Source organism: Aureimonas pseudogalii, assembly GCF_014196835.1.
Lineage (GTDB): Bacteria > Pseudomonadota > Alphaproteobacteria > Rhizobiales > Rhizobiaceae > Aureimonas > Aureimonas pseudogalii.
On the sequence record NZ_JACIEK010000001.1, the window covers coordinates 727,537 to 748,132 of the forward strand.

Annotated in this window: 18 protein-coding genes; 12 read left to right on the plus strand and 6 right to left on the minus strand. The window is 67.4% G+C overall.

Annotated features, from left to right (window positions below):
• The first annotated feature begins 59 nt into the window (after nt 1–59).
• On the plus strand, nt 60–932 hold the full coding sequence (locus tag GGR04_RS03220) for a DMT family transporter (protein WP_183199005.1): 873 nt from the start codon (nt 60–62) through the stop codon (nt 930–932).
• Between the two features lie 12 nt (nt 933–944).
• Here the strand turns inward: GGR04_RS03220 and GGR04_RS03225 are convergent, their stop codons facing one another.
• Entirely contained in the window at nt 945–1,118 is a 174-nt protein-coding gene (locus GGR04_RS03225) for a hypothetical protein (protein WP_183197785.1), read from the minus strand.
• Between the two features lie 150 nt (nt 1,119–1,268).
• Here GGR04_RS03225 and GGR04_RS03230 point away from each other — a divergent pair, with 150 nt between their 5' ends.
• A complete protein-coding gene (locus GGR04_RS03230) occupies nt 1,269–1,889 on the plus strand; it encodes a phosphatase PAP2 family protein (RefSeq protein ID WP_183197788.1) in 621 nt (206 codons plus the stop codon).
• Between the two features lie 92 nt (nt 1,890–1,981).
• Nucleotides 1,982–4,300, plus strand: a complete 2,319-nt coding sequence (locus GGR04_RS03235) for a Tex family protein (RefSeq protein WP_183197790.1) — start codon at nt 1,982–1,984, stop codon at nt 4,298–4,300.
• Nucleotides 4,301–4,313: 13 nt separating this feature from the next.
• Here the strand turns inward: GGR04_RS03235 and GGR04_RS03240 are convergent, their stop codons facing one another.
• Nucleotides 4,314–5,096 carry a TIM barrel protein gene (locus GGR04_RS03240; RefSeq protein WP_183197792.1) on the minus strand — a complete coding sequence of 261 codons (783 nt, stop codon included), beginning with the start codon at nt 5,094–5,096 and terminating at the stop codon, nt 4,314–4,316.
• Nucleotides 5,097–5,397: 301 nt separating this feature from the next.
• Between GGR04_RS03240 and GGR04_RS03245 the strand changes: the two genes are divergently transcribed.
• The 3 genes from GGR04_RS03245 to GGR04_RS03255 all read left to right on the plus strand — a co-directional run bounded on the left by GGR04_RS03245 (nt 5,398) and on the right by GGR04_RS03255 (nt 9,053).
• Nucleotides 5,398–6,969 carry a sugar ABC transporter ATP-binding protein gene (locus GGR04_RS03245; protein WP_246392653.1) on the plus strand — a complete coding sequence of 524 codons (1,572 nt, stop codon included), beginning with the start codon at nt 5,398–5,400 and terminating at the stop codon, nt 6,967–6,969.
• Nucleotides 6,970–6,985: 16 nt separating this feature from the next.
• Complete coding sequence (locus GGR04_RS03250) at nt 6,986–7,990, plus strand: ABC transporter permease (RefSeq protein ID WP_312857390.1); 1,005 nt, start codon at nt 6,986–6,988, stop codon at nt 7,988–7,990.
• Nucleotides 7,991–8,108: 118 nt separating this feature from the next.
• Entirely contained in the window at nt 8,109–9,053 is a 945-nt protein-coding gene (locus tag GGR04_RS03255; RefSeq protein ID WP_183197796.1) for an ABC transporter substrate-binding protein, read from the plus strand.
• Nucleotides 9,054–9,130: 77 nt separating this feature from the next.
• On the opposite strand, the gene GGR04_RS03260 is transcribed toward GGR04_RS03255, so the two are convergent.
• Together GGR04_RS03260 and GGR04_RS03265 are read right to left on the minus strand one after the other, a co-directional pair.
• On the minus strand, nt 9,131–9,583 hold the full coding sequence (locus GGR04_RS03260; protein WP_183197799.1) for a nuclear transport factor 2 family protein: 453 nt from the start codon (nt 9,581–9,583) through the stop codon (nt 9,131–9,133).
• A 205-nt stretch (nt 9,584–9,788) separates the two neighbouring features.
• Nucleotides 9,789–11,006, minus strand: a complete 1,218-nt coding sequence (locus tag GGR04_RS03265) for a porin (RefSeq protein ID WP_183197801.1) — start codon at nt 11,004–11,006, stop codon at nt 9,789–9,791.
• A 628-nt stretch (nt 11,007–11,634) separates the two neighbouring features.
• Here GGR04_RS03265 and GGR04_RS03270 point away from each other — a divergent pair.
• Nucleotides 11,635–12,300 carry a YiaD family glycine zipper/OmpA-like lipoprotein gene (locus GGR04_RS03270; RefSeq protein ID WP_183197803.1) on the plus strand — a complete coding sequence of 222 codons (666 nt, stop codon included), beginning with the start codon at nt 11,635–11,637 and terminating at the stop codon, nt 12,298–12,300.
• 64 nt (nt 12,301–12,364) lie between these two features.
• Here GGR04_RS03270 and GGR04_RS03275 read toward each other — a convergent pair whose 3' ends face one another.
• Nucleotides 12,365–13,591, minus strand: a complete 1,227-nt coding sequence (locus GGR04_RS03275; RefSeq protein ID WP_183197805.1) for an MFS transporter — start codon at nt 13,589–13,591, stop codon at nt 12,365–12,367.
• 192 nt (nt 13,592–13,783) lie between these two features.
• On the opposite strand from GGR04_RS03275, the gene GGR04_RS03280 reads away from it, so the two are divergent.
• Together GGR04_RS03280 and GGR04_RS03285 are read left to right on the plus strand one after the other, a co-directional pair.
• Nucleotides 13,784–13,975 (plus strand): hypothetical protein, encoded by a 192-nt coding sequence (locus GGR04_RS03280; protein WP_183197807.1) that lies wholly within the window; start codon nt 13,784–13,786, stop codon nt 13,973–13,975.
• Nucleotides 13,976–14,165: 190 nt separating this feature from the next.
• The gene (locus tag GGR04_RS03285; RefSeq protein ID WP_183197809.1) at nt 14,166–15,173 is read left to right on the plus strand and encodes a zinc-dependent alcohol dehydrogenase family protein; all 1,008 of its coding nucleotides are present in this window, start codon (nt 14,166–14,168) and stop codon (nt 15,171–15,173) included.
• 941 nt (nt 15,174–16,114) lie between these two features.
• Here GGR04_RS03285 and GGR04_RS03290 read toward each other — a convergent pair.
• On the minus strand, nt 16,115–18,595 hold the full coding sequence (locus GGR04_RS03290; protein ID WP_183197811.1) for a beta strand repeat-containing protein: 2,481 nt from the start codon (nt 18,593–18,595) through the stop codon (nt 16,115–16,117).
• A 330-nt stretch (nt 18,596–18,925) separates the two neighbouring features.
• Here GGR04_RS03290 and GGR04_RS03295 point away from each other — a divergent pair, with 330 nt between their 5' ends.
• The 3 genes from GGR04_RS03295 to GGR04_RS03305 all read left to right on the plus strand — a co-directional run bounded on the left by GGR04_RS03295 (nt 18,926) and on the right by GGR04_RS03305 (nt 20,516).
• Nucleotides 18,926–19,693: a class I SAM-dependent methyltransferase gene (locus GGR04_RS03295; protein ID WP_183197813.1), complete on the plus strand. Its 768-nt coding sequence runs from the start codon at nt 18,926–18,928 to the stop codon at nt 19,691–19,693.
• A gap of 65 nt (nt 19,694–19,758) precedes the next feature.
• The gene (locus tag GGR04_RS03300; RefSeq protein ID WP_183197815.1) at nt 19,759–20,142 is read left to right on the plus strand and encodes a helix-turn-helix domain-containing protein; all 384 of its coding nucleotides are present in this window, start codon (nt 19,759–19,761) and stop codon (nt 20,140–20,142) included.
• Nucleotides 20,142–20,516, plus strand: coding sequence for a helix-turn-helix domain-containing protein (locus GGR04_RS03305; RefSeq protein ID WP_183197817.1), 375 nt, complete (start codon nt 20,142–20,144; stop codon nt 20,514–20,516). Before GGR04_RS03300 ends, GGR04_RS03305 begins: the two co-directional genes overlap by 1 nt.
• Nucleotides 20,517–20,596 lie beyond the last annotated feature (80 nt).

Here is a 20,596-nt window from a genome sequence, read left to right on the forward strand (position 1 = left end):
TCATGGGGGACGCCGAGGGTTATGGCCTGCCACCCGGCTTCGAACCTGCGGCACCGCGCATGACCTCCAACCAGTCCCTCCTCGCCGGCATCGGGCTGACGGTCGTCGCCGGCGCGACCTTCGCGGGCATGGACGCGCTCGGCAAGCACCTGACGACGCTGGTTCCCGTGCTGCAGGTGATCTGGGGCCGCTACTTCGTGCAGACGGTGCTGATGACCGGCTATCTGGCGACGACCACCGGCACCGGGTTCCTGCGCACCGCCCATCCCGTTTTGCAGATCCTGCGCGGCATCATGCTGCTCGCCTCCACCGGGCTGATGTACACGGCGCTGACGCATGTGCCGTTGGCCGATGCGACGGCGGTGCTCTTCTTCACGCCGATCGTGGTGACGCTTCTTTCGGTGCTGGTGTTGCGCGAGACGATCGGCCTCCATCGCATCGGGGCGATCGTCGCGGGCTTCGCCGGCATGCTCCTGATCCTGCGGCCGGGCTTCGGCGCGATCCACCCGGCGCTCGGGCTGGCGCTGGCGGCCTCCGTCACCAACGCGATCTACCTCATGCTCACCCGCCACCTCGCGGGCCGCGAGGACGCCGCGTCCACGCAGTTCAACACCACGGCGGCGGGCGCGCTCATTCTGACGCTTCTCGTGGTGCCGGTCTGGCAGACGCCGGCGCCCTCGACGCTGGCGCTGATGCTGGCGATCGGGGTCGTCGGCACGATCGGTCATTTCACGCTGGTGCGCGCCTTTGCCAGCGCGCCCGCCTCGCTCCTGTCGCCCTTCCTCTATTCGCAGGTGCTGACGGCGGCGGTCCTCAGCCTCGCGGTCTTCGGCGATCCGCTGCGGGGAACGACGATCCTCGGCACGCTCGTCCTCGTGGCGAGCGGGGTCACGATCTGGTGGCGGGAGAACCGGCGGCGTCTCGCCGCCTGAGGCGCCGCCAGGTCAGGATGCCGGGGGCTTGAGGCTGCGGGCCAGATCCACCGCCGTTCCCGAGAAGATCTCGCCTCGGCGGGGATCGCGGAAGCACTTCCACAGGCCCGTCTTCTTGTCGCGCTTCCAGCCGGCCTTCGCCAGCGTCGCCTCGGCGGCCGTCTCGGCCGGCGTCTTGAACGCCATGGTTCACCTCCTCGCATGCCGCCGCCTCGCGGGCGGCCGGTCTTTGCCGGTGTCATTGCGCGACCCCGTGCGTCGGTCAACACGCCTCCCCGTGCCATTCGCCGCCGGCATCGCGGGGGAACCGCCCGCGTCCGCGCGGCTTGTCGCTAGATGACCTCATCCACCAACCCCAGAGCGCCCGCCCCCGACGAGATCAGCGAGGTCGAGCGCTTCGATCTAGACGTGGCGGTGGAGGTTCGCCACCATCACCACAACCCATTCGTGCGCTGGGCCGGGAAGGCCAGCGAGATCGCCGACCAGCCGCAGCTGCTCGCGGTCTGTGGCTGCGTCGTCGCCGCGGGCCTGCTCGGCGGCCGCCCCGCGCTGACGCGAACCGGGCTGCGGATGCTCGCGGCCTTCGGGCTCGCGACCGGCATGAAGAACTGGCTCAAGGCGCGGATCCGGCGAACCCGCCCGAAGGCGGCCCTCGAGAAGGGGCGCTACGAGATGGAGGCCGCCGAAAGCCAGGATGGGGACGAGGGCTCCTTCCCCTCCGGCCACACGGCCGGCGCCGTGGCGGTGGCGGGCGCGGTGGCGAGCGAGCATCCGCGCCTCGCCCTTCCCGCCTTCGGGCTTGCCGCCGCCATCGCGGCGATCCAGGTGCCCCGCGGCAAGCACTATCCGAGCGATCTCGCCGCCGGCTTCGCGGTCGGTCTCGCCGCCACGGCCCTCGCCGCCGCGCTCTTCGCGAGTTTCGACCACGCCGCAGGGCGGCACGACCGACGCCGCTGACCTCGCCTTCCCGGCCGTCGAAGCGTCGCCGCCTTGCCCCCGCCGCGAGGCGGCCGTAAGCCGCCCCTTTCGACCGAGGACGGAGACCCGACATGGCCGCTCAGCGCGCGAGCATCGAGACAAGGATCGCCGGCGAGATCGGGGCCGAGGCCCGGCAGGTCGCGGCGGCCGTGGCGCTTTTGGACGGCGGCGCCACCGTTCCCTTCGTGGCGCGCTACCGCAAGGAGGCGACCGGCGGCCTCGACGACGTGCAGCTGCGCACGCTGGAGACCCGGCTCGCCGCGCTGCGCGACCTCGAAGCCCGCCGCGACACCGTGCTGCGCTCGATCCGCGAGCAGGGCCAGCTGACCGACGCGCTGAGTGGCGCGATCGAGGCCGCCGCGACGCGGGCGCAGCTGGAGGATCTCTACCTTCCTTACCGGCCCAAGCGCCGCTCGCGCGCCACCGCCGCGCGCGAACGCGGCCTCGGGCCGCTGGCCGAGCGCATCCTCGCCGATCGCACGCTCGACCCTGCCGATCTCGCGCGCGGTTTTCTCGGTGACGACGTGCCCGACGCGAAGGCGGCGCTGGAGGGCGCGCGCGATATCATCACGGAGCAGATGGCCGAGACCGCGCCGCTGCTCGGGGCGCTGCGCCGCCACATGCAGGCCAACGCCCGGCTGCGGGCGCGGGTGGTGCCGGGGCAGGCGGAGGCCGGCGCCAAGTTCTCCGACTATTTCGACCACGAGGAGCGCTGGGCGAACGCGCCGAGCCACCGGGTGCTGGCCATGCTGCGCGCCGAGAAGGAGGGCGCGATCACGCTCGACATCGAGGTGGACGCCGCCGACCCCGCGCCGGTGAAGCCTGCCGAGGCGACGATCGCGCGCGAGTTCGCCATTCGCACGCAAGGCGGCGGCGCGGCCGACACGTGGCTCGCGGGCGTCGCGCGCTGGGCTTGGCGCAACCGCATCCAGCCGACGCTCGTCGGCGAGTTGACGGCGACGATGAAGGAAACCGCGGACGCCGAGGCGATCCGGGTCTTCGCGCGCAACCTCAAGGACATTCTCCTCGCCGCCCCCGCCGGCGCCAAGACGGTTATGGGCCTCGACCCCGGCATCCGCACCGGCGTCAAGGTGGCGGTGGTCGATGCCACCGGCCGGCTGGTGGACACCGCCACGGTCTATCCGTTCCAGCCACGCAACGACGTGTCGGGCGCCACCGCGACGCTCGCCGCCCTCGCGAAGCGCCACGGCGTCGCGCTCGTCGCCATCGGCAACGGCACGGCGAGCCGCGAGACCGAGAAGCTCGCCGCCGACATGATCGCCGCGCTGCCGGGCGAAAAGCCGGTGAAGGTGGTGGTGAGCGAGGCCGGCGCCTCCGTCTATTCGGCCTCCGAGATCGCCTCGAAGGAGATGCCGGGCGTCGACGTCTCGCTGCGCGGTGCCGCCTCGATCGCGCGCCGGCTGCAGGATCCGCTCGCCGAGATCGTGAAGGTGGACCCGAAGGCCATCGGCGTCGGCCAGTACCAGCACGACGTCGATCAGGGCGCGCTGTCGCGGGCGCTGGAAAGCGTGGTGGAAGACGCGGTGAACGCGGTGGGCGTCGACGTCAACACCGCCTCGCCCGCGCTTCTCGCGCATGTCTCCGGCATCGGCCCGACGCTGGCCGAGGCGATCGTCGCGCACCGCGACCGCGAGGGGCCGTTCGAGACGCGTCGAAAGCTTCTGAAGGTCGCGCGTCTCGGGCCCAAGGCCTTCGAGCAATGCGCGGGCTTCCTGCGCATCACCGGCGGGCCGGAGCCGCTCGACGCCTCGGCCGTCCATCCGGAGGCCTATCCGGTGGCGCGGCGCATCGTGGCCGCCACGGGGAAAGACCTGCGCACTGTGATGGGCGACGGCGCGACGCTCGCCCGGCTCGATCCCGCCCGCTTCGTCGGCGACGGGTTCGGCCTGCCGACGGTGCGCGACATCCTCGCAGAGCTGGAAAAGCCCGGCCGCGACCCGCGCCCGAGCTTCCGCACCGCGAGCTTCGCCGAAGGCGTCAACGCGATCTCCGACCTCGTGCTCGGCATGATGCTGGAGGGCACGGTGACGAACGTCGCGGCCTTCGGCGCCTTCGTCGACATCGGCGTGCACCAGGACGGGCTGGTGCACGTCTCGCAGCTCGCCGACCGCTTCGTGAAAGATCCCTCCGCCGTGGTGAAGGCCGGCGAGATCGTGCGGGTGCGGGTGTTGGAGGTCGACCCGAAGCGCAAGCGCATCTCGCTCTCGATGAAGACCGCCGGCGCGGAAGGCGCGCCGCCGCGCGAGGCGAAGGGCCGCGAGGCCCCGCGCGCACCGGCGCCGGATCGGCCGAAGGCACAAGGCGGCGGCGCGGCGGCTCCGGACGGCGCCTTCGGGGCGGCGCTCGCGGAGGCGATGAAGCGGCGCTGAGCCGACGCTCCGTCTACAGCGTGAAGGCGCTGCGGAAGCGTTCGAGCGCCCGCTCGTCGTCGCCGTCCGGCCAACCCTCGAAGCCGACGACGCCGCCGTAGCCCATCACCTTGAGGGCGCGGGCGATCGCGGGATAGTGGATCTCGCCGGTGCCGGGCTCGTGGCGTCCAGGCACGTCCGCCACCTGGATCTCACCGATCCAGGGCAGCGCCCGGCGGCAGAGCTCGATCAGGTTCCCCTCGCCGATCTGCGCGTGATAGAGGTCGAGGTTCAGCCGCAGCGACGCCCGGTCGACGGCCTCGACCAGCGCGATCGTGTCGGCCGCCCTTGCGAAGGGCACGCCGGGGTGATCCACCGCCGTGTTGAGGTTCTCCAGCACGAAGGCGACGCCCTCGCGCTCGCCGAGATCGGCGATCCGCTTGAGCGTATCGATGGCCTTCGCCCACATGGCCGGCGTCGTCGCTTCGCTCGGCACCACCGGCAGGCCCCGCCCGTCGAGGCCGGTGCCGTGGAGGTTGAGGCGCGGGCAGTTCAGCTCGCGCGCGACGGGGATCGACAGGGCGGCGGTGCGCAGCAGTTCGTCGGCGCCGGCCTCGTCGGCCAGCGTTCCCATGACGTAGCCGGTCATCGACGAGAAGGTGGCGCCGGAGCGGGCGAGTGCGGCGATGTCGTGCTTCGTCCAGTCCCAGATCTCGACGAGGAAGCCCGCCGCCGTCAGCCGCTCCAGCCGCTCGGGCACGGGACGGTCGGCGAAGACGGTCTCCGCGCAGACCGCGAGCTGAAAATCCTCCGCCATGACCGTCTCCTCCCCGAGCGGCGCCGCGAGCCCACGGCCGCCGATTGATTCTCCGGCGGCGACCAGAGCACGGCGGGTGCGCCGTCCGCCAGCCATGCTTTCCAGTCCTGCGATCTCGCGATTGCGCTTTGACGGAGCGGCCCGCATGCGCCAGAGTTGTAAGGGGAGGAGAACGAATGACGCTGGCGATTCCGGGAGGACGCCTGCGGGAGCGCCGCTGTGCGCCCTGCAGGACACGCACGAGACGAGGCTCGACACGAGCGCCCGGCGCGCCCGTCCGCGTCGGCGGAAGGCCGTCCCGTTGATCGCCGCCCACGGAACCGATGCGGGAACGTCCCGGCCGATCGCGGAACCCTCCGCCGTGCTGCGCGCCGCCGGCATCGGCAAGTCGTTCGGTCCGGTCGAGGTGCTGCGCGACGTCTCGTTCGATCTGCGGCCCGGCGAGGTTCATGCCCTCATCGGCGAGAACGGCGCCGGCAAGTCCACCCTGATGAAGATCCTTGCCGGGCATCTCCCGCCGACGCGCGGTGCCGTCGAGGTGGACGGCGTGCCCCTGCGTTTCGCCTCGCCCCGCGAGGCCGAGGCGCGCGGCATCGTGCTGGTGCATCAGGAGATCCTGCTCGCCCCCGACCTCACGGTGGCCGCCAACATTCATCTCGGACGCGAGATCTCGCGCGGCCTCGTGCTCGACGACCGCGCCATGAACGAGGCGGCGCGCGCTGCGCTCGAGCGGCTCGGCGTCGACATCGATCCGCGAACGGTGGTGGACCGGTTGTCGATCGCGCAGCGCCAGCTCGTGCAGATCGCGCGGGCGCTCGCGGTGCCCCACCGCGCCGTGATCTTCGACGAGCCGACGGCCTCGCTGACGCCGCACGAGACCGAGGCGCTGCTGCGCATCATCGACGAGATTCGCGCCCGCGGCGTGGGCGTCCTCTACATCTCGCACCGCCTGCCGGAGGTGAAGGTGCTCGCCGACCGCGTCACGGTGCTGCGCGACGGCGCGCTCGTTGCGACGCACCCCGCCGCCAGCCTCGCGCCCGCCGACATGGCGCGGCTGATGGTGGGCCGCGACGTCGCCAAGCTCTATCCCGACCGGGAGGCGCCCTCGACCGACGGCGCGCCGGTGCTGGAGGTGGCGGACGCGCGGGTGCCCGGCCATGTGCACGCGGCCTCGTTTCGGCTTCGTTCCGGCGAGATTCTCGGCTTCGCCGGCCTCGTCGGCGCCGGGCGCACCGAGCTTTTCGAGGGCATTCTGGGTCTGCGCCCGGCCACCGCCACGGTGCGGCTGCGCGGGCAGCCGGTGCGCTGGCGCGATGCGCGCGACAGCATGGCGGCGGGCATCGTCTATCTCAGCGAGGATCGCAAGGGAAAGGGGCTGCTCCTCGGGCAGAGCCTGCGCACCAATCTGACGCTCGCCGCGCTCGGCCGCTTCACGCGCGGCCCCCTCCTCAGCCCGGCCCGCGAGGACGCGGCGCTGGAGCGCGCCATCGCCGACTACGACATCCGCACCGGACGACGCGACCTTCTGGCCGGACAGCTCTCGGGCGGCAACCAGCAGAAGCTGCTGCTCGCCAAGATGATGCTGCTCGACCCCTCGATCGTGGTGATCGACGAGCCGACGCGCGGCATCGACATCGGCACCAAGGAACAGATCTACCGGCTGATCGCCGATCTCGCGGCGAGCGGACGCTCGGTGGTGGTGATCTCCTCCGAGATGCCGGAGCTGATCGGGCTCTGCGACCGCATCCTGGTGATGCGCGAGGGGCGGATCGCCGGCGAGGTGAGCGGCGCGGACATGAACGAGCGCGCCATCGTCATGCTGGCGACCGGCGCGAGCGACGAGGAGGCCGCCCTGGCGGTGGAAAGCGCATGAGGGGGAGAAGCCGTCCGTGAGCCCAGCCGTGGAACCGCTGTCCGACACCACGCCGCGCCGGGCGCGCCGCGAGATCGACCTGCGCGCCGTCGCGCCCTTCGCGGCGCTTGTCGCGCTAGTGATCTTTGGCGCGCTGGTGAACCCCGCCTTCGTCAGCCTCGACAACCTGACCAACGTCGTGACCCGCTCGGCCTTCATCGCCGTGATCGCGGTCGGCGCCACCTTCGTGATCGCGTCGGGCGGGCTGGACCTTTCGGTCGGCGCCATGGCCGCCTTCGTGGCGGGCACGATGATCCTCTTCCTCAACGGCGGCGCGGTGGAGGGTCCCATGCTGCTGCCCGCCGCAATGCTGCTGGCGCTCGGCACCGGCGCGCTCTGCGGCCTCGCCAACGGGCTGACGATCACGCTCGGGCGCATCGAACCCTTCATCGTCACGCTCGGCACGATGGGCATCTTCCGGGCGCTGACGGTCTATCTCGCCGAGGGCGGCTCCATCGCCATCCGCTCGCAGGAGCTGCGCGCCGCCTACCGGCCCGTCTATTTCGGCAACATTCTCGGCGTGCCCGTGCCCATCGTGGCGATCGCGCTCGTTGCGGCTCTCGGGGCCTTCCTCCTCTACCGCACGCGCTACGGCCGGCACGTCACGGCGGTCGGCTCCAACGAGGACGTGGCGCGCTATTCCGGCGTGCCGGTGAACCGGGTGCGCGTCCTCGCCTACGTGATCCAGGGGGTCTGCGTCGCCGTGGCCGTGCTCATCTACGTGCCCCGCCTCGGCGCGGCGACCGCGACCACGGGGCTTCTGTGGGAGTTGCAGGCGATCACCGCCGTGGTGATCGGCGGCACGGCGCTGCGAGGCGGCGTCGGGCGCATCTGGGGCACGATCTGCGGGGCGCTGATCCTCGAGATGGTCGGCAACATCATGGTGCTCTCCGATCTCGTCAGCGAATACCTCATCGGCGCGGTGCAGGGCGCCATCATCATCGTGGCGATGCTCATCCAGCGCTCGCTCGGGCGGCGCTGAGCCGCCGCCGGGAAGGTTCGGGCCGGACGCGAGGAGGCGTCCGGCTTCATGAAGCGGGTATCGGGACCGGGACCGATCGCCTCGAAGACGTCGAAGCCCGGTTTGGGAGGATACGACCGTGAAGAAGACGATCATGACGCTGGCGCTGCTCGCCGCCACGAGCCTCGGCGGACACGCCCTCGCGCAGGACAAGGTGGTGAAGATGGCGGTGTCCATTCCCGCCGCCGACCACGGCTGGACGGGCGGCGTCGTCTACCATGCCGAGCGGGCCAAGGCCTCGCTGGAGAAGCGCTATCCCGGCCTCGAGATCACGCTGAAGACCTCGCCCGACGGCGCCGCGCAGGCCAACGCGCTGGAGGACCTGACGGCGCAGGGCATCGACGCGCTCGTGACCCTGCCGCACAATTCCGACGAGCTGACCGACCCGATCCGTCAGGTGAAGGAGAAGGGCGTCTTCGTCACGGTGGTGGACCGCGCCCTCTCCGACCAGACGATCGAGGACCTCTACGTCGCCGGCAACAATTCCGAGCTCGGCCGCGTCGCCGGTCAGTACATCAAAGACACGCTGAAGACCGGCGAGGTCGTGGTCATCCGCGGCCTGCCGATCGTCATCGACGAGGAGCGCCAGAAGGGCTTCGACGAGGCGCTCGCGGGTAGCGGCATCAAGGTGATCGATCGCCAGTTCGGCAACTGGTCGCGCGACGACGCCTTCAAGGTGATGCAGGACTACCTGACCAAGCACCCGAAGATCGACGCCGTCTGGTGCCAGGACGACGACATGGCCGTGGGCGTGCTCGAGGCGATCCAGCAGTCGGGGCGCACCGACGTCCGGTTCGTGGTCGGCGGCGCCGGCATGAAGGACATGATCAAGCGCGTCGCCGACGGCGACAAGATGGTGCCGGTCGACGTTCTCTATCCGCCGGCGATGATCGCCACCGCCATGGAGCTGACGGCCGCCGGCTTCTACGACCAGAACCCGGTGCGCGGCGAATACATTCTCGACGCGACGCTGGTGACCAAGGAGAACGCGGCCGAGTTCTACTATCCCGACTCGCCGTTCTGAGACGGCTCGGGTCGCGGCGCATACGGGCGCCGCGACCCATCTTTCGGCACGTCGGCCTCGTCAGAGGCCGAGTTCGCTCAGGCCCGGGGAATCCTCGGGCCGCACGTCGCCGTCCAGGTGAACCGGCGTTCGTCCTCGTCGATCGCGACATCGTTGATCGAGGCCTCTCGCCGCCGCATCAGTCCGGCCGCGTCGAACTCCCACTGTTCGTTGCCGTACGAGCGGAGCCGGCGCCGGTCGGCATCGCGCCACTCGTAGGCGAAGCGCACCGCAATCCGGTCGCCGCCGAAGGCCCAGACCTCCTTGATCAGTCGATAGTCCAGTTCCCGCTGCCACTTGGCGGCGAGGAAGTCGACGATGGCCGCCCGTCCTTGAAGAAACTCCGACCGGTTTCGCCAGACGCTGTCCGGCGTATAGGCCAGCGACACCGCATGCGGATCCCGCCGGTTCCACGCGTCTTCCGCACGGCGTGCCTTCAGCGCGGCCCTCGCGGCATCGAACGGCGGGAGCGGCGGGCGGGACGAGGACATGGCAACTTGCAGAAAGCACGAAGGGTGGGTCGCCGATCACCCTCTTCGAACACACCGTCGGCCAGGACGGACATGATTGACGGGCATGGATGACGGGTCGGCGCAGCGTGACGTCGTCCGCGGGAAAGGTGCAAGCCGCATCCCCAACGCGAAAAGGGGCCCGGCTTGCGCCGGACCCCTTTCGTTTCCGATCGGATGGAGCCGATTAGAACTCGCGCTGGAAGCGCAGGAAGCCGGAGACCTGATCGGTCTCGCCGACCGGGCCGCCGAAATCGACGTTCTTGTACGAGACTTCACCCAGCGTCGCGAAGTTGTTCGTGATCTGGTAGCCGACGTTCAGGACGCCGGCGTAGTACTCGCCGCTGTCGATCGTCGTGATGCCCGTGCGGGTGTTGAACAGCGACACGTCGAAGGTCTCGCCGTACTGGCCGGCAATGGCCAGACCGAGCTTGCCGAAGGCCTGCGCGTAACCCGCACCAGCGGCCCACTCGAGGGTGATCGGAACGCCGCCCGTGGTGAACTGCGAGGCCGAGATCGAGGTGACCGAGTCGATACCGGTGATGCCGGCGTAGATCGTCGGGTCGAAGGCGTAGTGACCTTCGATCTTCAGCTGCGACTCAGGCGCGATGAGGTCCTTGAGGAGAACGCCGCCCTTCAGAGCGAAGGCGTCGTTGTCGCCGTCCTGAAGGCGCGTCGGGTAGGCGCCGAAGAGGTTGATCGCAACGCCGTTCAGCGTGACCGAGTTGAGGTCTTCGTTGTTGAAGGTCTCGTCGAAGACGCCGGAGAGGTAGGCACCGCCCCAGGCACCCGAGTAGACCAGCTTGGCGTGCACGTCGGGAACGACGTCGCCCGTGCCGTCGTCTTCGGCGCCGATCGTGGCCGAGAAGCCGCCGGCGGCGAAGGTGTAGGACACCTGGTTGGTGTTGATGTCGCCGACCACGAGATCGGTGTCGGTCAGCAGGCCGTCTTCCAGGCCGCCGATGCCCGACGACCACAGCGTGTCGCGGTAACCCATGAGCAGGCCGCCCAGCTGGATGTAGGCCTGGTCGATCGAGACGCCGTTGCCGGCGCCGCCGGTGTTGGTGGCCTGGAGGCGAGCGAAGGCGCGCAGGGTGCCGAGCTCGGTCTCTTCGCGGGCGTCGAAGTTGAGGCGGGCGCGGACGCGGCTCGCGACCTGGTAGTCGTCGCCTTCGAGGTTGATGATCGGGTCGCCGGCGACGTTCACCTGGAAGCGGACGTAACCGCCGACGCTCAGGCAGGTCTCGGTGCCGGGGATGTAGTAGAAGCCCTTGCCGTACACGTCGCAGACGCGGACGTAGTCGACGGGCTCGGGCTCGGCCATGACGACCGCGTCAGCCGCACGAGCGCCGGAAACTGCAACGAGGGCTGCAGCGGAGCCGAGAAGTAGGCTCTTGATGTTCATGTCATGACCTCCAGTCAAGTTATAGGTTAGGGTTGGGCCTTTGATCGAAAGGACAGCCTTCCCTGCCCCATCCCTATGAAAGTCCCGGGTCGTCCCCCGCTCTTTCGACTACAAGCATATTCAGGCCCACAGACGATGCAATCACCGAAAGGCCACACTGGAGGCATTCCGGCATGTTGGCCACAGTGCTGTTGCATGACCGCCACGATTGTAAGGACAGCTCGCTCCCCCTCCGCCACACTCTGGCCGCCCCCGCCGCCGCCTGCCATCTCCTTGACTCCACACCGTTTCGGCGCCGCCGCGAGACGCGCGAGCCGCACCTGGCGAAGTCCCTGCAACCGCCTGCTCCACGTCATCGCCGCGTCATGTGACCGGCCGAAAACCGGAGGCCGGGGCCGGACGCGCAAGCCTCGTGTCAGTTTGCCGTGCGTCCGGCACCTCGACGGCGCTCCGCGGAGCCGCGCGCCGTCGTCCGAACGGCCTCGCCGCACCGTGCCGCGATAACGCCACGGAGGCGCCTTAAGCGCGGCAGGCGGGCCCTCGCTCGGCGCGAGCCGCGCCCGGCCTTCACCTTTCGGCAACCATGAGCGGCAACACTGCCCGCTCCTCCCACAAGAAGCGTCCGCTCATGAAGAAAACCGCTCTTGGCGCCCTCGCCGCCGTCACCCTTCTCGCCGGCTGCACGACCGACCCTTATACGGGCGAACAGAAACTCTCGAACACGGCCGGGGGCCTCGGCATCGGCGCCGGCGCCGGCGCGCTCGGCGGCTATCTCGTCGGCCGCGCCACGGGCACCGATCCCGGCCGCGCCGCGCTGATCGGCGCCGGCATCGGCGCCATCGGCGGCGGCGGCATCGGCGCCTACATGGACCGGCAGGAGGCGGACCTGCGCGCCCAGCTGCAGGGCACCGGCGTGTCGGTGACGCGCCAGGGCGACCGCATCATCCTCAACATGCCCTCCAACATCACCTTCGCCACCAACCAGGATCAGGTGCGCTCGGAGTTCTACCCGACGCTGCAGTCGGTCGCGATCGTGCTCAACAAGTACGACCAGTCGATCGTGGACGTCGCCGGCAACACCGACAATGTCGGCGGCGAGGGCTACAATTTCGCGCTGTCGCAGCGCCGCGCCTCGTCGGTCTCGCAGTTCCTCGGCAGCCAGGGCGTCAATCCGCGCCGTCTGAACACGCAGGGCTACGGCATGTCGCGGCCGGTCGCCTCCAACGCCACGGAAGCCGGGCGAGCTCAGAACCGCCGGGTCGAGATCTCGATCTCGCCGCTGCAGGCGGGCTGAACGAACTTCGCGAGGCGCGGGCCGGTTGCAATCGGCCGGTTCGCGCCTCGCTCTCGCCTCGAGATCAGCGGGCCGGGCTGGGCGCCGGCTCGTCGAGCCGCCAGCTGATCACCGCCACGACGAGCGCCGCCATCGCGATGGCGGCCGAGCCGAGCGGCAGCGCCGCATAGGGAACGCCCGCCCCGATCATCGCCGCCCCCGCCCAGGCGCCGAGCGCGTTGCCGAGGTTGAAGGCGCTTTGGTTGATCGTCGAAGCGAGATTGCGTGCGCCCTTGGCCTCGTTGACGATGCGCATCTGGATCGGCGACACCAGCCCGAAGACGAGCGCGCCCCAGAGCAGCAGCAGCGACACGAGCACCGCCGGGTCGGCCATCGCGAAGTGCACGCCCACCAGCACCGCGATCATCACGGCGAAGAGCCCGATGATCGAAGGCATCAGCTTCCAGTCGGCCAGCCGCGCGCCGACGAGGTTTCCGATCGTCATGCCGACGCCGAAGACGAGAAGGACGTAAGGCACGCTCGGCGCGGGGATGCGCGTGACGTCGGTGAGGATCGGCGCGATGTAGGTGTAGAGCGAGAACAGCGCCGAGGAGGCGAGCACGCTGATCGACATGGCGAGAAGCACCTGTGGCCGCGCCAGCGCGCGCATCTCGTCGCGAAAGCGCACGCCCGTGCGCGGATGGCTCACCGGCACGAAGGCCGCGAGCGCCAGGGTGAGCACGACGGAAAGCCCGGTGACGGCCCAGAACGCCGCGCGCCAGCCGAAGGCCTGACCGATGAAGGTGCCGGCGGGAACGCCGAGCACGTTGGCGAGCGTCATGCCCACGAACATCAGCGAGATCGCCTGCGCCTCCTTGCCGGGCCGCGCGATCTCGGCCGCCAGCACCGCGCCGATGCCGAAGAACGTGCCGTGCGCCAGCGCCGTGAAGACGCGCGCGGCGAGCAGCACGCCGTAGCTCGGCGACAGGGCGCAGGCGAGATTGCCGAGGACGAAGATCGCGGCCAGAACGAGAAGCGTCCGGCGCCGTTCCATGCGCGAGGTCAGCACCGCCAGCACCGGCGCGCCGAACACGACGCCGAGCGCATAGCCGGTGACGAGGAGGCCCGCCCGCGGGATCGAGACGGTCAGATCCTCGGCCAGTTCCGGCAGCAGGCCCATGATGCCGAACTCGCCCGATCCGATGACGAAGGACCCGAGCGACAGGGCCGCGAGGGCGAGACCCGCATGGCGAACGGGTCGATCGGCGACCTCGCCGGAAGAACGGGGGGCCACGGCTACGGAAACGGTCATCGCGGGGCGATCCCTGTCGGTAAGGAGACGAGAGCATCGACACCACGGCGCGCCGGTGCCGACCAATGCCATATGGGCAGGGCTGCCGTGCAGCCTGCGAATGGCGCGACGCGATGTCCATCGGGGAGCGCGCGCTTGCCTGCACGGCGCGATCGCGCTTCATAAGGGCGTGCAACCGTTCGGGACGCCGCCATGTACGTCGACTTTCGCAACGACGGGCCGCCGCCGGAGCCGTGGAAACCAGAGCGTCCGAAGGCGCGACTGACCGGGCGCCAGGAGAAGCTCCTGGTCTGGATCGTCTGCTTTAATCTTCTCATGCTGTTCCTCGGCCCCCTGGCCGGCGTCACCCTGCTGGACGCCGTGATCGCCTATTTCCGAGGCTGAGCCGACGCGCGATCGCCGACGGCGGGCGGATCGTGCCCGTGCCCGCCGTCCGCCGTCGGTGGCGCGACGATCGCGGTGGTCGCATCACCGGGCGAGCGCCATCCCCATCGCGCCTTCGCGTCCCATCTAGGAGGACGACAAGGCGCAGGACGATCCCGTCCGGTCGCCCCTCCCTTCAGGACGCCCGCCGATGAAAGCCATAAGACTTCTCGATCCCTCGGGTCTCGATGGCATCGCCCTCGTCGAACTCCCCGATCCCGGCCCACCCGGCCCCGGCGAGATCCGCGTGCGCCTGCACGCCAGTTCTCTCAACTACCACGATCTCGGCGTCGTCTCCGGGGCGATGCGCACCCAGCCCGGCCGCATTCCGATGTCGGACGGAGCCGGCGTGGTCGAGGCGGTCGGCGCCGGGGTGTCGGATTTCGACACTGGAGACTTCGTCGTCTCCACCTTCTTTCCGACCTGGCTGGACGGCGATCCGCCCCTTGCCGACTTCTCGCAAACCCCCGGCGACGGCATCGACGGTTATGCGCGCGAGATCGTCGTCGCGTCCGCCCATAGCTTCACCCGGGCGCCGGGCGGATACAGCCACGCGCAGGCGGCGACGCTGACGACGGCCGGACTGACGGCGTGGCGAGCGCTCGTCGTCCACGGTGGACTGAAGGCCGGCGACACCGTTCTCGTGCTGGGCACCGGCGGTGTCTCGATCTTCGCCCTGCAGATCGCCAAGGCGATGGGGGCACGGGTGATCGTCACCTCGTCCTCCGACGAGAAGCTCGCCCGTGCGGCGGAGCTCGGCGCCGATCACGGCCTCAACTACCGGCGCCAGGACGCCTGGGGCCGGGAGGTCGCCGCCTGGACGGACGGGCGCGGCGTCGATCACGTTGTGGAAGTCGGCGGCCCCGGCACGCTCGCCCAATCCATCGAGGCCACTCGCATCGGCGGCCATATCGCGCTGATCGGCGTCCTCACCGGTCGCGCCGGGCCGGTCCCGACGGCCGCGCTCATGGTGCGCCAGCAGCGGCTCCAAGGTCTGATCGTCGGCAGCCGCGCGCATCAGCTCGAAATGGTCCGCGGCCTCGAGGCGACCGGCATCCGGCCGGTGATCGACCGGACGTTCGCGCTCGGTGAGATCGCCGACGCCTTCCGCCTGCAGCAGGCGAGCGGCCATTTCGGCAAGATCGTGCTGGAGTTCTGAAAGCCGGTCGTCCTGCTCGGCGTGCCCGTCCGCCGGCGCGCCGAGTGGGGCCTCGTAAGGTGATCGTGACCGAACGCGAGCGGCCCGTATCGGCCAAGCCTACGACATCTCAGCATGACGGCAGAAACGACGAAGGGTGGTTCTGGAGATCCAGAACCACCCTTCGGGTCGTCGATTTGGTTGCGGGGGCGCGCAGCGGACAGAACCACGAACATTTCGTGCCGCTAGTGATTCCCCTTCGGTCGCATGTCTTTGGTTGGAAACGAACGGCATGACGATTCACGACGGACCGGAGCCTTCGGCGTCCCTTTGGGAAGACGTAGCGTCCGCGAGTTCTCAGGGGGTCGAGGAAGGCGCATCGACCGAAGATGACGTACGACTAGCGCTTCTGAGGGCGATCGAACTGGCAGGCTCGCAACAGGCCTTCGCGGCAGCTACAGGTTTTTCCAAACAGTACGTCTGCAATGTCGTGCGGCGGCATCGTCGGACGGCTATCAGCAATGCGTTAGCCAGGACACTTGGGTTCGAGCGACAGGTTATCTACGTTCAACGACCAAAAGACCGTCGAAAGTGATGCCGCTTGTCTTCCCCTCGGCGAAAAGCTCACTTTTCGGCGCGAGCCCAGAGATCATGTCATCATCTGTGAGGCAATTCGCTTCTCGGAGCCATTGACGGCCAGCTTCTCGCCAAATGTGCGGTTGGTGTAGCCTGTACGGGGCGCCATGAAACGACGGCCCCGTGCGACGGTGCGACTAAAGTCTAAAAGGACGTCAAGTTAGGCGATGTGACCAACATATGTAATAAATTCGACCTACCCAATCTTGCTTGCTAGCCATCCAACCATTGAGCAAATCTATTGGCTAGTCTCTTTCCGCTGTCGAATAACAACAAAAAAAGGGCGGCATCTAGCCGCCCTCTTCCATAGTATTTAAGCTTGCGTCTTAGACGACAGTGTAAGCGATATTGCCGCCCGAGATTGCGATGGTATCGTCACCGGTGACATTCGTGCCAGTCAGCTTGATCAGGTAATCGTTGTCCGAGAACGTCGTGTCGGTCGAGTAGACCAAGTATGTTCCAGAGAACGTAGTGTTTGTGCCTGCATCAGTAACTTCAATGAGGAAAGCCGTTCCAGCTGCCTCGGTGATGCCGTTGGCGATTGCAGTCGTCAGCGCGGACGCGGCAGTAACCGAGTTGGCGGTGCCAACCGCGATAGCGGTCGCATTGCCCGATCCGACCACAGCCGTGACGTCCGAAGCAAAGTCGATGATGTCACCGCTGGTAAGCGAAACAAGATCGATGCCGGCAGTCGCTACAGTTGTTGCTGCACCGGTGACAACAGTCGAGTGGTTCGCCGCACTGTAGATGTACGTATCGGTTCCAGCGCCTCCGGAGATAACGTCGCCGCCCACACCACCGGTGATGGTGTCAGCAGCATTACCGCCGGTAAGGGTGTCAGATGCCGCACCGCCAATGATCGAGAATGCACCAGCAGTCTCACCGGCGCCGCTGAACGTCAGCGTGTTATTTCCCGTAAGAGCCGATCCATTTACGGTCAGCGTCTGACCTGCAACGATCGCACCTTCAGTGTTATTGAAGTTGAAGCTGTACACTCCATCATTGGCGACTGTGAGCGTCTCAACGTTCGCAAGTCCACCGATGTTGAGCGTGGTCGAGCCACCCGTGAAAGCGACCGTGTCCGTGCCAAGACCACCATCGACGACGCCGTAAGTACCCTGCGTCAGGTTGATGACGTCGTTACCGGCGCCAGCATTGATAACGTCGTTAGTATTCAAACCGGTCGTGGAGGTGATCGTATCGTTGCCTGCACCACCAAAGATGGTGTCGTCCGCACCAGTCGTGCCCGTCAGGGTCGCGGCAGTGTTTGTGCCGACGACGACGCGCGCCTCGGTTGCACCAAGAGCAAAGTCGCCGTTTCCGTCAACACCGATCGTGGTTGCAGTCGTAGTCGTGCCATTGACCTGGAGGCCAAAGGTCGCGCCGTTCGCGATCGAGAAACCGTTCGGTCCGATCGTGACAGTGGGCGTTCCCAGAGTTACGCCAGCACCGAGCAGGATGGTGTCCGCAGTTCCGCCAACGCCGAAGTCAGCAACGAGCTTGTTGCCATTCCCGGTGATTGCAAAGAGGTCCGCACCTGCACCACCAAAGAGCTGGTCGTTACCAGTGCCGGTCACAAGACGATCTGCACCGCCGTTGCCATAGATCACTTCGTTACCGGCGCCGCCGACAATGGTGTCGGCAAGGTCGGCTGCGTCATTGATGCCCGAACCACCGAAAATGGTCGAGTTCTGGTCAGTGGTCGAGACAACGGTGATCGAGTCGGAATCTGCGGAACCGCCGTAGATAACCGCCCCATTGGTCGTGTCGGTACCAGCGAGGGTTACGGAAATCGTGTCGTTGCCGACGCCACCATAGACGGTGGAGCGAACCGAACCAGTCAGCGTGATCGTGTCTGCGCCGGCATTGCCGTAAACGACAGCCGTACCGCCACCGACGTTGATCGTGTCGTTCAGATCGGTGGAGTCCGTTACACCGGTACCACCGTAGACGGTTGCGCTCGAGGTCGCGCCCTGCGTCAGCGAGATGTTGTCCGAGTCGGTCGCGCCGCCGAAGATCTGCGAGCTGCCCGTCGTGTTGACGGCGATCGTGTCGTTGCCGAGACCACCGTAAACCGTCTGGTTACCAGCCGCGCCGCCGATGATGTTGATGGTATCGCCGCCGGCATTACCAAAAACCGTCAGGTTGCCAGCGTTCGAAGCGTAGTTGATCGTGTCGGCACCATCGACGGTGTCGTTGAACCCACCGCCACCATAGACCGAAGTCGTCTGACCCGCGAGGACGCTGCTCGTCACGCCTGCAGCAGCTTCTCCACCGATCGACAGCGTGCCTGCACCGATCGTGTCGGAGCCGATGCCACCATAGATCACGTCAGAACCGGACGTCCCGACGATCAGGTCATTGCCGCCGTTGCCGTAGATCGTGTCGTTACCAGTTCCGGCGCCGATCGTGTCGTTGCCGTCGTTCGGATCGGTCACGCCCGAACCGCCATATACGAGGTTCGCGCCGTTGCCAGCGCGGATCACGTCGTTTCCGCCGAGGCCGAGGAACACGTCAGCAGCGGCAGTGCCAGTCAGCTGATTGCCGAAAGCGTCAGCCAGGGTGTCGGACGTGCCGTCACCGAATGTGACCGCGCCGCCGCCCTGGACTGCGAAGTTCGCCGTCGCAAGCTGAGCGAGCGTAACGCCCGTGATCGTAAGAGCGGTAGCGCCCGTCGAGATGACGACGTTGGAGCCCTGCTGGGAAACGTTCGTGATCGACCCGGGGGTAACCGCAAGCGTGTAGATGTCAGTGGCAGCGTAAGCGGTCGTCTGCGACGCGGTGCCGGTGTAAATCGTGCTAGCCAATTTGTTTTCTCCTGGAGCCCCGATAGGACGGTCAAGGTGCGAGCGTGCACACTGCGCACCCTCCCTGCATGGGAGCCTCTTACCACGCGGTAACTGACCCCTGCTGAAGGACGTATGCATAACGTCATACCGAAGAGCAAGCTCGTTCGCTCTGTCCTCGCCAGCCACTGCAGATTGGTGATGCAGCCATGCCACACGGCATCCAGCTTCGATCAAGCTTCAATGATTTCAACACATTTGACCAACGTCCTACAGCCGCTGCCTTTTACAGCGGCAAGAGGGTAGATATTCGGGCCGTTCGGCAACCGGCGTCAAAAAAAGCGTCGGCCCATGATCAACCCAATGCGCCGTTGCAAAAAATTCGTGATCTGGGGTTGTCGCCTCACCCTCAGAAGCTGCACCTTCTCGGAGAGTCATTTGTCATTGAACCCATACGACGACGATTTTTCGAAGCGGCTTGCCGCGCCTGATGGCCACCGCAACATCATCGGGGGCCTTTGGGACGAGATGGGCTCACTCCAGCGCGACTATCTCGTTGACCAAGGACTGCGCCCCAACGACCGGCTGATCGACATCGGATGCGGGTCTCTTCGCGCAGGCGTTGCGCTCGTCCCGTATCTAGATCCTGGCCATTATTACGGGGTCGATTACCTCGGCGCCCTCCTCGAGGAAGGCTACGAGAAGGAAATCAGGCCGCTTGGCTTGGTGAACCGCTTGCCGCGCGAGAACCTCGCCGAGGAACGCGCCTTTTTGCTGCCGTTCGACGGTGTGGTCTTCGACGTCGCACTCGCCCAGAGCGTCTTCACCCACCTGCCGATCAACCACCTTCGACTTTGTCTGACTCGCCTGCGACCCTGCATGAAAGCGGGCGGACGCTTTTTCTGCACCTTCTTCATGGCAGAAGACGAGGTCGACGCGAGCGCGGGGATCCGCCAGCCGCCGCACGGTGAGGTCGAGACCTTCTCCTTCTGCGACCCGTTCCATGTTTGGGAGCGCGACATCCGCTTCGCCATGGAAGGCCTTGCTTGGCGTTTGGACGGCATCCGAGACTGGAACCACCCGAGGGGCCAGCAGATGGCCCATTTCGTGGCGATCTAGGGCGACTGGAACCAGCGGTTCGATCTGACCTGTGGCTTGACGTGGAGGAAGAGGGTGCGCGTCACATGAGAGTTGAGGATATTGAGATCCACCTGGGCAGACGGGTTCTTGAGCGCCGAGAGGCGCTCGCCTGGAGCCAGAACGCTTTGGCGAAGGAGCTCGGCGTCAGCACCACGCAGTTCCGAAAGTATGAGGGCGGCGAGAACCGCATCAGTGCCGAGACGCTCTACAGGATAGCGATCCTCTTCGATGTCGAGATCGGTTTCTTTTATGAAGGATTGCCCGGCGTCGAAAGGCATGGGCCCCTTCGCAAAAGCCAATGGTCGGTCGTCAGGCACGCCGAGAGTCTGGAGGCGATCCTCGACCCGGAAATGCGAAAGGCTGTGATGGCGCTTATCGATCGTGCGACGCCGCCTCGCGCCGAAGGCAACCCTGGCAGGCCGGCCTGATGCCCAAGACTCCGAGCAGCGTGCACATGGGATCGGTCCTACGCGATCTTCGTCGGCAAGCGGGCCTGACGATGGCGCAGGTGGGCGAAAAGGTTGGAATGCCCCATCAGCAGATTCAACGCTATGAGTCCGGCCTCAATGCGATGAGTGCGAGCACCCTCTATTGTCTCAGCCAGGCTCTCGGTTGCGACGTTCGGCGGTTCTACGACGGACTGGAGGAGAACCCGGAGATCGAGCGAACGCACAACCTCCACTGGACGACGCTGGAAATGGCCGAGCGTCTGGATGCCCTCCCTGATGGCCAGCTCAAGGATGGGCTCAAGCTCGTGCTCTCTGCACTGAGCAATGGAGAAAGTTCGACGAGGCAGTCGTGAGAGGTGAGGCACTATCCTACCCGTCTGCACCGTACTTGCAGGAGCCGTAGAGCTCGCGAAGATCGGCACACCGTATCGGC